Raw genomic sequence first — 13932 nt, forward strand, 5'->3', positions numbered from 1 at the left:
CGGCATGCTTTCTTCGGCTTATCGGCCTGCCCTAAGGCCGGCGACGGATGGCGCTATAACGCCTTTCGGGCGCCTTGGACAGGGATATTAGCCCTCAAGGCTTGCCAAGTTGTTTCCTCAAGTCATAGAGGGCGTCGAGTGCCTGGCGCGGCGTCATGTCGTCGAGATCAAGGCCTTTCAGCATTTCCTCGACCTTGGAAGACCCCGCCTTCTTTGCCTCCTCGCGACGCACGGCGACCTGGAAAAGCGGCAGGTCGTCGATCAGCGAACTTGCCGGGTTCTTGCGATCGGCATCCTCCAGGCGGGTCAACACATCGCGCGCCCGCGCCACGACCGAGGCCGGCAGGCCGGCGAGACGCGCCACCTGGATACCGTAGGAGCGATCCGCGGCGCCTGGACCGACCTCGTGCAGGAAGATGACGTCATTGTCCCATTCTTTAACCCGCATGGTGACATTGGAAAGGCGGCCAAGCTTTTCCGAAAGCACCGTCAGTTCGTGGAAATGGGTGGCGAACAGCGCGCGGCAGCGATTGACCTCATGCAGATGCTCGACCGCCGCCCAGGCGATCGACAGGCCGTCGAAGGTCGCCGTACCGCGGCCGATCTCGTCGAGGATGACGAGCGAGCGCTCGGTCGCCTGGTTGAGGATGGCCGCCGTCTCGACCATCTCAACCATGAAGGTGGAACGGCCGCGCGCCAGGTCGTCGGAGGCGCCGACGCGGGAGAACAGGCGATCGACCACGCCGATATGGGCGGCGCCCGCCGGCACGAAGGAGCCCATCTGCGCCAGGATGGCGATCAGGGCGTTCTGGCGCAGGAAGGTCGATTTGCCGCCCATGTTCGGGCCGGTCAGCAGCCAGATCGCCCCGTCCGAACCGGTCTCGGACGGCGAGAGATTGCAGTCGTTAGCGATAAACGGGCTCGCCGACTGGCGGCGCAGCGCCTGTTCGACCACCGGATGCCGTCCGGCGACGATTGAAAACATCGAACTGTCGTCGACCAGCGGCCGGCAATAGCCCTGCTCCTCGGCAAGGGCGGCAAGCCCTGCCGCGACGTCGATCACCGCCAGCGCGCGCGCCGCCGCCTTGATCGGCTCGGCGGCGGCGACAACCTCCGCCGTCATCCGCTCGAAGGCCTCGAGTTCGATCGCCAGCGCCTGCCCGGCGGCATTGGCGATTCGGGTCTCGAGATCAGCAAGCTCGGTCGTGGTGAAGCGCATGGCGCTTGCCATAGTCTGGCGGTGGATGAAGCGGGCCTTGGCCGCCTCCCCTTCCGTCATCGTCCCGGAATTGCCGGCGGTCACTTCGATGAAATAGCCGAGCACATTGTTGTGCTTGATCTTCAGCGACTTGATGCCGGTCTCCTCGGCATATTGCAGTTGCAGACCGGCAATCACCCGGCGCGATTGGTCGCGCAGCGCCCGAACCTCGTCAAGCTCAGGGACGGCACGAGCCTTGAGGAACCCGCCGTCACGCTTCAGTAGCGGGAGGTCTTCGGAGAGCATCGCGCCGAGCAGGTCGGCGAGGCCGTTGGGCAGAGCCTCGAGATCGACAACGGCTGCGGCCAGTTCTTGCGGAAGCGCCGCAGCGCCAAGGAGAGCCGCGACTTCGCCGGCCGTGGCGATCCCCTGCAGGATGGCGCCGAGGTCGCGCGGGCCACCGCGTTCGAGCGCCAGCCGCGAGAGCGCGCGCGGCATGTCCGGCACGCGCTTCAAACCATCGCGCAGTCGGTCGCAGAGCGACGGCTCGGACAGCATGAAGGCGACGGAATCCTGGCGGCCGGCAATCGCATCCGGGTCGGTCAACGGTGACATCAGCCGCTCGGACAGGAGGCGAGCGCCGCCGCCGGTGACGGTCCGGTCGATCGCCTTCAGCAACGACCCGTTGCGATCGCCCGACAACGTCTTCACCAGCTCGAGATTCGCGCGGGTGGCGGGATCGATGAACAGGGTCGAGGCGGCACTCTGGCGCTCGGGTAGCCCGAGCGGCGGGCGCTCGGAGATCTGGGTCTTTTCGACATAGGCAACGGCGGCGGCCGCAGCGGCGATCTCGGCACGGCTGAACGTGCCGAAACCATCCAGTGTTTTGACGCCGAAATAGCGGGCGATGCGACCTTCCGCCGTGGCGCTGTCGAACAGCACGGCCGGCTGCGGCACCACCACGCGCCCCAGCACGTCGAAGGCGGGTTTCAGCTCGGGATCGAAGAACAGCGTATCGGCGACGATCAGTTCGCGTGGCTCGATCCGCAGGATATCCGCGAGCAGGCGGCCCTCGTCAGTCTCGGCAAGACGGAAGATGCCGGTCGAGATGTCGATCCAGGCGATCGCCAATTGCGGGGTCGCTCCGCCCCGGATGCGGGCAAGCGCCATCAGGTAGTTGGATTCCGATGGCGACAGCAGCCTTTCCTCGGTCAGCGTGCCGGGGGTCACCAGACGCACAACGTCGCGCTTGACCACAGATTTCGACCCGCGCTTCTTCGCCTCGGCCGGATCCTCAATCTGTTCGCAAACCGCCACCCGAAAACCGAGCGAGATCAGCTTCTGCAGGTAGTCGTCGGCAGCATGGACCGGCACGCCGCACATTGGAATGTCATGGCCGAGATGCTGGCCGCGCTTGGTGAGCGTGATGCCGAGCGCCCGCGAGGCTTCGACCGCATCCTCGAAGAACAGCTCGTAGAAATCACCCATCCGGTAGAACAGCAGGCTGCCCGGATTGTTGGCCTTGATCTCGATATACTGTTCCATCATCGGGGTTGCCGACGCGCGACTTTCCTCCGAGGCAAGCTCGGCGGTGTTCAGGACCTCATTGGTGGGGGCGCTGTTGATTGTCACTGTCTAACGTTTTCTTGAAGAGGAAGTCGTGCAACACTAACGACCTAAGGCAAGCAAAAACAACCACCAAGGACGGCCAAGGCAAGGCTGCCCACAACAAGGTTCGAGGGAACATGGCAAGCAAGGATGGCAAGGAGCGCAGCAGGACGTCGGTGACCGAGCAGGAAGCGCTCGACTTCCACTCGCAGGGGCGGCCCGGCAAGCTGGAGATCACTCCGACCAAGTCCATGGCCACCCAGCGCGACCTCTCGCTCGCCTATTCGCCGGGCGTCGCCGTGCCGGTCAAGGCGATCGCTGCCGATCCCGCGACCGCCTACGACTACACAACGCGCGGCAATATGGTCGCCGTCATCACCAACGGCACGGCGATCCTCGGTCTCGGCAATCTCGGGGCGCTTGCGGCAAAGCCGGTCATGGAGGGAAAGGCGGTGCTCTTCAAGCGCTTCGCCGACGTCGATTCGATCGATCTCGAAGTTGATACCGAGAATGTCGAGGAATTCATCAACTGCGTGCGGTATCTGGGGCCGTCGTTCGGCGGGATAAACCTCGAAGACATCAAGGCGCCCGAGTGTTTCATCATCGAGAGCCGCCTGCGCGAGCTCATGGACATTCCCGTCTTCCATGACGACCAGCACGGGACCGCGATTATCGCCGCGGCCGGCCTGCTGAACGCACTCGAACTGACGGGACGCGACCTCAAGACGACAAAACTCGTCTGCAACGGCGCCGGTGCTGCCGCGATCGCCTGTATCGAGCTCATCAAGGCGATGGGTTTCAATCCTGCCAACATCATCCTGTGCGATACCAAGGGCGTGATCTACCAGGGCCGCATTGAGGGCATGAACCAATGGAAGTCGGCGCATGCGATCAAGACCGACCGCCGCACGCTCACGGAAGCCATGGAAGGCGCCGACGTCGTGCTCGGCCTCTCCCAGAAGGGCGCCTTTTCCACTGACATGATCCGCTCGATGGCGGCGAACCCGATCATCTTCGCCATGGCCAATCCCGACCCGGAAATCACGCCGGAAGAGGTCGCCGAAATCCGCGCCGACGCGATCATGGCGACGGGCCGCTCGGACTATCCGAACCAGGTCAACAATGTGCTCGGCTTTCCCTATATCTTCCGTGGGGCGCTTGACGTGCGTGCCTCGCAGATCAACGACGCGATGAAGATCGCCGCCGTCCATGCTCTGGCAAGCCTCGCGCGTGAGGATGTGCCTGACGATGTCGCCGCCGCCTATCAGGGCAACCGGCCGCGCTTCGGACCGGAATACATCATTCCCGTGCCCTTCGACCCGCGCCTTATCTCGGCCATTCCGGTGGCGGTTGCCAAGGCAGCGATGGAAACCGGTGTCGCTCGCAAGGCAATCGACGATCTTGATGCCTACAGCCGCGAACTTTCCGCCCGTCGCGACCCGATCGCCGCCACCACCCAGAGGCTCTACGAGCGCATCCGGCAGAACCCGCGACGTGTCGTCTTCGCCGAAGGCGAAGAAGAGCAGGTCATGCGGGCAGCGATCTCCTTCGTCAATCAGGGGCTCGGCACCGCCATCCTGCTCGGCCGCGACGCGCCGCTCAAGGAAACCGCCGAACGCGCCGGCATCGATCTCGACCGTCCCGGTATCGAAGTGGTCAATGCGCGCATCTCAAACCGTGTCGAGGCATATACCGAATATCTCTATTCCCGCCTGCAGCGCAAAGGCTACCTCCTGCGCGACTGCCAGCGTCTGATCAACACCGACCGCAACCATTTCGCCGCCTGCATGGTGGCGCTGGGCGATGCCGATGCCATGGTGACGGGCACGACGCGCAACTACTCGACAGCGCTTGAGGACGTGCGCCGCTGCATCGACCCCCAGCCGGGCCATCGGGTGATCGGGGTCTCGCTGGCCCTCACGCGCGGCCGCACGGTTTTGGTCGCCGACACAGCCGTGCACGACATGCCGACTGCGGAAGAACTCGCCGACATCGCCGAAGAGGCCGCCGGCCTTGCCCGTCGTCTCGGCTACGAGCCGCGCGTAGCGCTTCTCGCCTACTCAACCTTCGGCCATCCGACCGGCGAGCGCTCCGAACGCTTGCGCGAGGCGGTGAAGATTCTCGACAAGCGCCGGGTTGATTTCGAATACGACGGCGAGATGGGTGCGGATGTCGCGCTCAACGCGCATCGCATGGAGCAATATCCGTTCTGCCGTCTGTCTGGCACTGCCAACGTGCTCGTCATGCCGGCAATCCACTCGGCCTCGATCTCGACCAAGATGCTGCAGGAACTCGGCGGCTCGACGGTAATCGGCCCGCTACTCGTCGGGCTGCAGAAATCGGTGCAGATCGCCCAGTACGGCGCCAAGGACACGGACATTGTCAACATGGCGGCAATCGCCGCCTACAACGCCGCTGAATGAAGCAAAAGAAGACCGCTTTGCCGACACGACAAAGCCCACCGAACTTCAGGTTCGGCGGGCCTTTTTTTGCCCACTGACCGGCGTTAAAATCAGCTGGCGAAACGGCCCGCGTCAGCACCGTAGTGATTGCGATAGCGATCGGAGATGCTGGAAATCGGCAGCACGATCAGTGTGTCGGTGGTGTTGAAGGCGTGATCGACCACCGCCCCCTCGCCGATCATCGCACCGAGACGCAGATACCCTTTGATCAGCGGCGGCATGGCGGCAAGCGCCTTGCGCGGGTTGATTGCCTCGATCGGCATCAGGTCCATTTCGCGATATAGTTCCGGGCGTGCTCGGACCGCCCATTCGTCGCGGGCGACCGCATTGTGATAAAGGAAGGAAAGCGCCAGCGCGTGCTCTTCCGGTCGAATGCCAGGAAAAGATCCGCAACCGAACATGGCATCGACACGATGCATGAGGGCATAGGCCCAGCAGCCCTGCCACAACAGTTCGACGGTGCGCTTGCTGCGGTATTCCGGCAGGACGCACGAACGACCAAGTTCCATGAATCGCTTGTCCGGATGGCGTGCCATGAGGGCCTCGACATCGAACTCTGTCGCCGAGTAAAAGCCGCCATGGTTTCGCGCCACGTCATGACGTAGCAGCCGGTAGGTGCCGACGATCTGATCCTCCGGATCCCCTTCGACCGAGCGGTCCAGCACCAGGAGATGATCGCAGACCGGATCCCAGGCATCAATGTCACGCTTGCGGCGTGCCGAGTCCGGGGCGATTTGTGCGCCCATTTCCTCAATGAACACGCGGTAGCGAACCGCCTGGGCGGCATCGATCTCGCGTTCGTTGCGGGCGATCCTGGTCTCAAGACTGCCGATGCGTCCGAGCAGGTTTTCCCACGGCCTGGCCGCCGCACCACTGGACTGCGCGGCACCATCAACCAGGGACACTCGATCCAAAAGTTCAATGCTCATAGCGACTCGTCCGATTGCGTTTCAGGGCCATAAACCATGTATCTGCGACAAGACAGTGACAGGCCACATGCCCCGCGCAGCACGCATTCACCCAGTCCGGCCTGTTTGGGGCGCCATGGAATATTGGGCTACTCATCATAGTTTACGCTTTCGAGGCCCTGTGCGCCAGTATCTCATCTATGAAGATAAGTACGGCTCCGACACTGATGAGACTATCGGCAAGGTTGAAGACAGCAAAGGACCAAGTCTGGGTGTAGAAGAGTACGTAGTCGACAACATGACCATAGACGAAGCGGTCGATGATATTGCCGAGCGCGCCAGCGATGATCATGGCGAAACCGAGATGGGCGATATGGTGTCCGGGGCCGGTGCGTCCCCATAACCAAAGGACGAAAGCGACGATCACGATCCTCAGCCCGACGATGAACCAGCCATGGGCATCGGCCAGCATGGAGAAGGCGACGCCGAGATTGTGCGTGCGATAAAGCGCCAGCATGGGCATGACCGGCACGGCCTCGTGCAGCGGAAGGTAGAGTTCGACCGCGAGCTTGATCGCCTGGTCCAGCAGCAGCGCCACGACGATGAAGATGGCCGCCGGCAATGGCCGGCTGAAGGGCGCGAGAAATCCGTTCATTTGGCGGGGTCGAGGTTCAGCAGATGCCGGCGTACTTCGAACAGCATGACGCCGGTCGCAACCGCCAGGTTGAGGGAATCGGCACGGCCGACCTGTGGAATACGAGCCAGCGCATCGGCGGCACCCGCCAACTCATCCGGCAGGCCAGACTGCTCGTTGCCCATCATCAGGATCACCGGCTTGCTACGATAATCGATCGTGCGGTAGTCGACCGCACCGGCCAGATGGGTCGCGACAAGCCGTGCACCGCTGTCCTTCTTCCAGCGCAGGAAATCGGCGGGCGTCGCCTTGACCAGCGGTACGGCGAAGAGCGAGCCCATCGTGGCGCGGACAGTCTCCAGCGAAAAGGGGTCGGTGCAGTCGCCAACCAGGATCACGCCCGAGGCGCCAGCCGCGTCGGCGGTGCGGATGATGGTGCCGAGATTGCCCGGATCGCGAACGCGGTCGAGTGCCACCCAGGTCTCGGCTCCGGCCGGCCGCACGTCCTTGAGCGCCATCCAGCGCTGTTCGAAGACGCCGGCGACCATCTGCGGATTGTCGCGCCGGGTGATTGCCGACATGACCTTCTCGCTGACCTCAAGCACCAGGCCGCCAGAAGCTATCGTGCGGGCGGCGACCTTCTCGACGATGGGCTTGCCCTTGGCCGCCTTGGAATAGACCAGGGTGCGGATCGTCCAGCCGAGTTCGAGCGCATCGATAACCAGCTTCAGGCCTTCCGCCATGAAGTTTCTGTTCTCGTCGCGCGCCTTCTTCAGCGACAGCGCCTTGATGTCCTTGATGATCGGGTTGGCAAGGCTGGTGATTTCCTTCACCTGGCCGACGCGGCGTGGGCCGTCGTTACTGTACTCGTCGCTCATTTCGGCACCCAGCGGCTGAAAAGGGAAGTCGAGAGCGCCCGGCCGGGGGTCTTGCCGTCAAGGCCGGCCTCGCGAATCACCAGTTCGCCCGACTCGACCAGTCCACCCTTGCCACGCATCGTCTCGCGCATCAATTCGTGGATCGAATAGAAGCTGGCGCGGATCGAATAGGCGGTCAGCACCAGGCCGAGCGCCTTGGGCGCCAGGAGTTCGCGGCAGATGTCGAGCATCAGCGGCAGGTGCTCGAACAAGTGCCAGACCTCGCCGTTCGGCCCGCGGCCGAACTTCGGCGGGTCGGTCAAGATGATATCGTAGCGATGGCCGCGGCGTTCCTCGCGCTGGATGAACTTCATTGCGTCGTCGCAGATCCAGCGGATCGGCGCCTTGTCGAGCCGGCTCAACGACTGGTTCTCGCGCGCCCAGCCGATCGCCTTCTTGGAGGCATCGACATGGGTGACCTCGGCACCGGCTGCGGCCGCAACCAGGGAGGCCACGCCAGTATAGCCGAACAGGTTCAGCACTTTCAGCGGCCGACCGGCCGTCTCGATGCGTTCCTTCATCCAGCTCCAATGGGCGATCTGCTCGGGGAACACGCCAACATGGCGGAAGGAGGTGAAGCGACCGAGGAAATCAACGCCGAGCAGCGAGAGAGGCCAGGTCTCGCCCAGCGCCTCGCGGGGAAACCGCCACCGCCCCATGCCGTCCTCGTCCGTATCACCGGTAAAGATCGCGTCGGCCCGCTCCCAGACATGCGCCGGCAGCGCTTTCGGCCACAGGGCCTGGCCCTCGGGCCTGACGACCCGGTAGGGGCCGTACTGCTCGAGCTTTTCGCCAGCGCCGCTGTCGATCAGGTGGAAGTCGCCGGCACCCTGAGATTCGAGGATCAACGGAACGCGCTCGGCCGGGCGTTCTCCGGTCCGCACCATCAGCGTGCGTTGGGGCTCGGCGAGCACCTTCACGGGTTCCGATACGGAAGGGATTTCCGCCGGCCGCGGCGCACGCGTCGCACCTTCGGGACGCCGATCGCCATGCGGCTTGAAGGGCGCTGCCTTCTCCGCCTCGCGCGGGCCGCCCTTCACGGGCCTTTTCGCCTTGCCGACTTTTCCGGCGGATGCCTTCTGCATCGGCCGGCGTTCCTTGTTCTTCACACGCTGATCCTGCTTGTCCTGAAACTGAGCGAAACGCCTTAGCACCGCAGAACAGCAGGGAAAAGCGCTTTCACGTCTCCCCTGAGTCGCCCGGTTCGTGCTGCAGTGTCACTTCGCCGATATCTGCGGCAATCCCTGAGTGGCCAGTTGTTCGGCGCGACCCTTTTGACGGTCTGCTTCCGCTTGCCAGCGCACCGCCTGGCGGGTTTCGGCGCGCGCCTTCTTGCGATACTTGCCCTGGGCGAGCCAAGTCGCTGCCGAGCCGAGCAGCAGGCCGAGCATCAGCGCCAGAAACAGGAAGACGAAGAATGGGGCGGTAAGCGACAAGAGCGCGTCGTCCGGCTTGAAGGGATTGAGCGCGAGCGTTACGGCCTGTCGGTTGGCGACCGACAGCACGATCAGCACGATCGCGAGGGGGATGAAGACAACCAGACTGACCACTTTCTTGACCATAGCGCATTACTCCTAGGCGGCTCACCGCCATACACCCCGCCCTGAGGTCGGCGGGTGCCTACAAGTTAAGCCCGGTCAGGGGCTTTTCAATCGGTCCGGGCCAGCAATCGCTTATTCGTCGCCTTCGTCAGCCATGCCGGGATTGAGCCGCTCGCGCAATTCCTTGCCGGTTTTGAAGAACGGGACCCACTTCTCTTCGACGAAGACGGTCTCGCCGGTGCGCGGATTGCGCCCCGACCGCGAGGGACGGTTCTTCACGGAAAATGCGCCGAAGCCTCGCAACTCGACGCGATTGCCCGCCGCTAGCGCGTCGGTGATCTCGTCCAGCACCGCATTGACGATATTTTCCACGTCACGATGGTAGAGATGCGGGTTACGCGCCGCGACAATCTGCACTAGTTCCGACTTGATCACGCGCGCCCCCTGAATGGTTGACTAGAACCTTGATCGCTCCAAACGTGCCAAACCGAAAAAGCACCGTCAAGGAACAACTTAACCGGCCCGAGGCGATCCGCTCGGCCGCCGGTAAAACACCACAATGTCGCGCGATAATCAACCGTCACGCTCGTATGGCGACATCTTGAGCATTCGAGTGAGACATGAAGGAGCCCGCGACGTCACGTCTCCGGTGCTACGGCTCCTGCTTGTATTCGCTGCCGCAATTTCCATATTGGCAAGCGAATGCAATAATGCGAAATGTCAGCCGGATTACTCCCCATGCGTTTCCGGGCGGGCCAACCCGAACAGGCTTCACATATGCTGAATCGCGTAGACCATAGTGCGACGACCGCTGGCGGCCGGCCAGACGGCGATGCCTATCGCCTTGCAGTCAGCCATTCCGCGCGGGTCAAGCGGCTAAAAATCCTGCTTCCTCTTACTGCCCTACTCATCTCGCTGGCGTTCGTCGCCGTTTCGGTGGTCCGGGCTTTTCTGCCGGAAAACCTGCAAATTGCCTCGGCCAAGATCGAGAACGGCAAGGTCGTGATGGAAAAACCGGCGATCGCAGGGCGAAACGAAGACGGCATCAGCTATTCGATGCGCGCCGAACGGGCACTTCAAGACATCAAGAACCCCAATATGATCACCCTTGAAACCATCGCCGCTGCAGTGCCGTTGGATGACAAGATCATCGCCCGGGTAGAGGCGCTCAGCGGCATCTTCGACCGCTCTTCCGATCTCCTCGACATGGACAAGCCCTTCACCATCAAGCTTTCAACCGGCATCGAAGCCCGTTTCCAGTCTGCGCATCTCGATATCAAGGGCGGCAAGATGGAGACGAACGAGCCGGTCTCAATCAAGGCTGATGAAGCGTCCATTGTTGCACAGTCGCTCAAGATAACGGATAAGGGACGCATCATCAGTTTTAAGGGCGCCGTTCGGGTGAACATCGAACCGTCCGCCATCCGCAAAACGGGCAATTGAGAGCCGGGCCAGCCATGATTTTCGAACGCACATCTCTTCTGCCGACGGGCCTGTTGATCGCAACGGGCCTGGCGCTCATGAGCGTCTCCCCGGCTGCATTCGCCCAGGCGACCAACAGCAATCTGAACGGCCTCAAGCTTTCAAACGATCAGCCGATCCAGATCGAGAGCGATGCGCTGGAGATCCGTGAGCAGGAAAAGACCGCGCTGTTCTCCGGCAATGTCAAGGTCGTGCAGGGCACGACCACGCTGCAGTCCGGCAACATGACCGTGCACTACCGCGGCGAAGGCACCAGTGTCACCGGCGGCAATGCCGATATCGAAAAGATCGACGTGACCGACAAGGTTTTCCTGTCTTCGGGAACACAGCAAGCGACGGCGGACAAGGGTACGTTCAATCTCGACTCTCAGATCTTTGTGCTGGAGGGCGATCGGGTCGTGCTCTCGGAAGGCCAGAATGTCTTCGTCGGCTGCAAGCTGACAGTGCAGATGAATTCCGGGGAGGCGAAGCTCGATAGCTGCGGCGGCCGAGTTCAGATCCAGCTCGATCCTAAGTCCCAGAAGAAATAGTAGCAGCATCGGCCCCAACGTGAAGATTCCCGTCGTCTCAGACCTGATCGGCGCAAAGCCGGCGCCGCAGCCTAAGCCCGCGGAAACGCGCCTGGACAAGACGCGCTACGAAGGCACGCTGATCGCTCATGGCCTGACCAAGAGCTATAACGCCCGGCGCGTCGTCAACGGCGTTTCGCTTGTCGTGCGGCGCGGTGAGGCGGTCGGCCTTCTCGGCCCGAACGGTGCCGGCAAGACGACCTGCTTCTACATGATCACCGGCCTCGTTCCGGTCGACGCCGGCACCATCGCGATCAACGGCAATGAAGTCACCGGGATGCCAATGTATCGGCGCGCGCGTCTTGGCGTGGGCTATCTCCCGCAGGAGGCTTCCATCTTCCGTGGGCTGACGGTCGAGGAGAATATCCGGGCGGTTCTCGAACTGCATGAGAACGACCGCCAGAAACGCGATGCCAAGCTCGACGAGCTGCTCAACGAATTCCACATCGAGAAGCTGCGCAAGACGCCCGCCGTGGCCCTTTCGGGTGGCGAACGCCGCCGCCTCGAAATTGCCCGCGCACTTGCGACCGATCCGACCTTCATGTTGCTCGATGAGCCCTTCGCCGGCGTCGATCCAATATCGGTATCCGACATCCAGAACCTCGTCCGTCACCTGACGGCCCGCGGCATCGGCGTGCTGATCACGGATCACAATGTCCGCGAAACCCTCGGGCTGATCGACCGCGCCTACATCATCCACGCCGGAGAAGTGCTCACCCACGGGCGCGCCAACGACATTGTCAATAATCCGGACGTGCGCCGCCTCTATCTGGGCGACAAATTCAGCCTCTGACCCCCCCTACTTAAGAATTGCGCCCGCGCCCGACGGTTCGGCTTGACCAAACCTCGCAAAAAAGCAATTTTTGGGCCAAGTGGATTTCAACGCAATTCCCCGCGACATCACGCAGGGAATTCCGAGGGAATATAGGGGAGTTTCGCGTCCGTCATGGCTTTGTCGGCCAACCTGTTCCTGCGCCAGCATCAGTCCCTGGTCATGACACCGCAACTGATGCAATCCATCCAGTTGCTGCAGATGACCCATCTCGAGCTGATGAGCTTCATCTCGCAGGAGGTGGAGAAGAACCCGTTGCTCGATATGGCCACGGATGAGGGGGAACAAGCGGCTGAGCCGCGGACCAATGGCGGTGACGAGATGTCTTCCGCCACCCAGAACGAAAGCAGCTCCGGTGAGGAAGGCGGCGGGTCGAGCGCCTCCCTTGACAGCGAATGGTACGAGCCGGGCCACGGAAACAGCCTCAACGACCGCCTCGATGCTAATTTCGATGCTGCACTATCCGACGAGGGCACAGCCATACGCGCGGACGCCCCGGAACTGCTTGGCCAATGGAAGTCCATGCCCGGGGGCGGATCGGAATCGGGGGACAGTTACGATCTCGACGATTTCGTCGCGGGCCAGATCAGCATCCGGGACCACCTCAATCAGCAGGTTCCTTTCGCCCTTGCCAAGCCGGGCGATCGCCTGATCGCCGCGGTCCTTACCGATCATCTCGATGAGGCCGGCTACCTGCGCGTCGATCTGTGCGAGATCGCCGCGCGCCTCGGCGAGGCACCCGAGCGCGTGTCAGCCGTTCTGGAAACGCTACAGGGCCTTGATCCGCCCGGCATATTTGCCCGTTCCTTGAGCGAGTGCCTTTCAATCCAGCTGAGCCAGCGCAATCGGCTCGATCCAGCCATGCAGGCGCTGGTCGATAACCTCGAACTGCTCGCCAAACGCGATTTCTGCAGTCTCAAGAAGCTTTGTGGGGTCGATGAGGAAGATCTCATCGACATGCTGTCCGAGATCCGCAAGCTCAACCCGAAGCCGGGCAGCGGATTTGAAAATACCATCCTCGAATCCGTCATTCCGGACATCGTCGTGCGTCCCGCACCGGACGGCAGCTGGCGTGTCGAACTCAATTCCGACGCCCTGCCCCGCATTCTGATCAACCAGAACTACGTGACAGCCGTCGGCAAGGGCAGCAAGGCCTCCGACAAGGACCAGGCTTTCCTGTCGGAATGCCTGCAGAATGCCAGCTGGCTGACACGTAGCCTCGACCAGCGCGCCCGCACGATCGTCAAGGTGGCGAGCGAGATCGTCCGGCAACAGGACGCCTTCCTCCGGTACGGAGTCGACCACTTGCGGCCGCTCAACCTCAAGACAGTGGCCGATGCGATCAAAATGCATGAATCCACGGTCAGTCGCGTGACCTCTAACAAATACATGCTCACGCCGCGCGGCCTGTTTGAGCTCAAGTATTTTTTCAGTGTCTCGATCAATTCGGCTGAAGGCGGCGACAATCACTCGGCCGAGGCGGTGCGGCACCGGATCCGCACCATGATCGCCCAGGAAAGTGCGGATGCCGTATTGTCGGACGACGACATCGTGCACACGCTGAAATCGACCGGCGTGGATCTGGCGCGCCGGACCGTGGCAAAATACCGCGAAGCGATGAATATACCATCATCGGTACAGCGTCGCCGCGAGAAGCGGGCGATGGCCAAAGTTGCGGCAATTTAGGATTGTGCAAACGCCGCCCAGGTTGAGGAAAGGTTAAGAAGGCGTTGACTTTTGGAAATGGCAAGGCTAGAAGCCCGCCCCGATCGATACCGGTA

At 62.3% G+C, this 13932-nt stretch carries 12 protein-coding genes; 5 read left to right on the forward strand and 7 right to left on the reverse strand.

Annotation, left to right across the window (positions count from 1 at the left end; all coding sequences use genetic code 11):
• Nucleotides 1-94: 94 nt before the first annotated feature.
• A complete protein-coding gene (gene mutS / locus ACWPVA_RS14880; RefSeq protein WP_454288422.1) occupies nt 95-2830 on the reverse strand; it encodes a DNA mismatch repair protein MutS in 2736 nt (911 codons plus the stop codon).
• 113 nt (nt 2831-2943) lie between these two features.
• Between mutS and ACWPVA_RS14885 the strand changes: the two genes are divergently transcribed.
• A complete protein-coding gene (locus tag ACWPVA_RS14885) occupies nt 2944-5229 on the forward strand; it encodes an NADP-dependent malic enzyme (protein ID WP_454288423.1) in 2286 nt (761 codons plus the stop codon).
• Between the two features lie 89 nt (nt 5230-5318).
• Here ACWPVA_RS14885 and ACWPVA_RS14890 read toward each other — a convergent pair whose 3' ends face one another.
• The 6 genes from ACWPVA_RS14890 to ACWPVA_RS14915 form a co-directional block, all read right to left on the reverse strand.
• Nucleotides 5319-6197, reverse strand: a complete 879-nt coding sequence (locus ACWPVA_RS14890) for a GNAT family N-acetyltransferase (protein WP_454288424.1) — start codon at nt 6195-6197, stop codon at nt 5319-5321.
• A 142-nt stretch (nt 6198-6339) separates the two neighbouring features.
• Nucleotides 6340-6831, reverse strand: coding sequence for a signal peptidase II (gene lspA, locus ACWPVA_RS14895; protein ID WP_454288425.1), 492 nt, complete (start codon nt 6829-6831; stop codon nt 6340-6342).
• Complete coding sequence (locus ACWPVA_RS14900; protein ID WP_454288426.1) at nt 6828-7688, reverse strand: TrmH family RNA methyltransferase; 861 nt, start codon at nt 7686-7688, stop codon at nt 6828-6830. Before ACWPVA_RS14900 ends, lspA begins: the two co-directional genes overlap by 4 nt.
• Nucleotides 7685-8836: a class I SAM-dependent methyltransferase gene (locus tag ACWPVA_RS14905; protein WP_454288427.1), complete on the reverse strand. Its 1152-nt coding sequence runs from the start codon at nt 8834-8836 to the stop codon at nt 7685-7687. The genes ACWPVA_RS14900 and ACWPVA_RS14905 overlap by 4 nt, the downstream gene beginning before the upstream one ends.
• A 108-nt stretch (nt 8837-8944) precedes the next feature.
• Nucleotides 8945-9289 carry a DUF1049 domain-containing protein gene (locus tag ACWPVA_RS14910; protein ID WP_454288428.1) on the reverse strand — a complete coding sequence of 115 codons (345 nt, stop codon included), beginning with the start codon at nt 9287-9289 and terminating at the stop codon, nt 8945-8947.
• 111 nt (nt 9290-9400) lie between these two features.
• Entirely contained in the window at nt 9401-9703 is a 303-nt protein-coding gene (locus tag ACWPVA_RS14915; RefSeq protein ID WP_028738774.1) for an integration host factor subunit beta, read from the reverse strand.
• A gap of 342 nt (nt 9704-10045) precedes the next feature.
• Here ACWPVA_RS14915 and lptC point away from each other — a divergent pair, with 342 nt between their 5' ends.
• The 4 genes from lptC (at nt 10046) to rpoN (ending at nt 13837) form a co-directional block, all read left to right on the forward strand.
• Entirely contained in the window at nt 10046-10711 is a 666-nt protein-coding gene (gene lptC, locus ACWPVA_RS14920) for an LPS export ABC transporter periplasmic protein LptC (protein WP_454288429.1), read from the forward strand.
• On the forward strand, nt 10708-11280 hold the full coding sequence (locus ACWPVA_RS14925) for an LptA/OstA family protein (protein ID WP_454288430.1): 573 nt from the start codon (nt 10708-10710) through the stop codon (nt 11278-11280). Before lptC ends, ACWPVA_RS14925 begins: the two co-directional genes overlap by 4 nt.
• A 43-nt stretch (nt 11281-11323) precedes the next feature.
• The gene (lptB, locus tag ACWPVA_RS14930) at nt 11324-12112 is read left to right on the forward strand and encodes an LPS export ABC transporter ATP-binding protein (protein WP_454289604.1); all 789 of its coding nucleotides are present in this window, start codon (nt 11324-11326) and stop codon (nt 12110-12112) included.
• Between the two features lie 153 nt (nt 12113-12265).
• Nucleotides 12266-13837 carry an RNA polymerase factor sigma-54 gene (gene rpoN, locus ACWPVA_RS14935; protein WP_454288431.1) on the forward strand — a complete coding sequence of 524 codons (1572 nt, stop codon included), beginning with the start codon at nt 12266-12268 and terminating at the stop codon, nt 13835-13837.
• Nucleotides 13838-13932 lie beyond the last annotated feature (95 nt).

The organism is Rhizobium arsenicireducens, assembly GCF_964021225.1.

Excerpts from the sequence above, each read along its gene's own strand:
- ACWPVA_RS14890 (WP_454288424.1), bottom strand. The coding sequence starts at position 6,197 with ATGAGCATTGAACTTTTGGATCGAGTGTCCCTGGTTGATGGTGCCGCG.
- ACWPVA_RS14900 (WP_454288426.1), bottom strand. The coding sequence starts at position 7,688 with ATGAGCGACGAGTACAGTAACGACGGCCCACGCCGCGTCGGCCAGGTG.
- lspA (WP_454288425.1), bottom strand. The coding sequence starts at position 6,831 with ATGAACGGATTTCTCGCGCCCTTCAGCCGGCCATTGCCGGCGGCCATC.
- lptC (WP_454288429.1), top strand. The coding sequence starts at position 10,046 with ATGCTGAATCGCGTAGACCATAGTGCGACGACCGCTGGCGGCCGGCCA.
- ACWPVA_RS14910 (WP_454288428.1), bottom strand. The coding sequence starts at position 9,289 with ATGGTCAAGAAAGTGGTCAGTCTGGTTGTCTTCATCCCCCTCGCGATC.
- ACWPVA_RS14885 (WP_454288423.1), top strand. The coding sequence starts at position 2,944 with ATGGCAAGCAAGGATGGCAAGGAGCGCAGCAGGACGTCGGTGACCGAG.
- rpoN (WP_454288431.1), top strand. The coding sequence starts at position 12,266 with ATGGCTTTGTCGGCCAACCTGTTCCTGCGCCAGCATCAGTCCCTGGTC.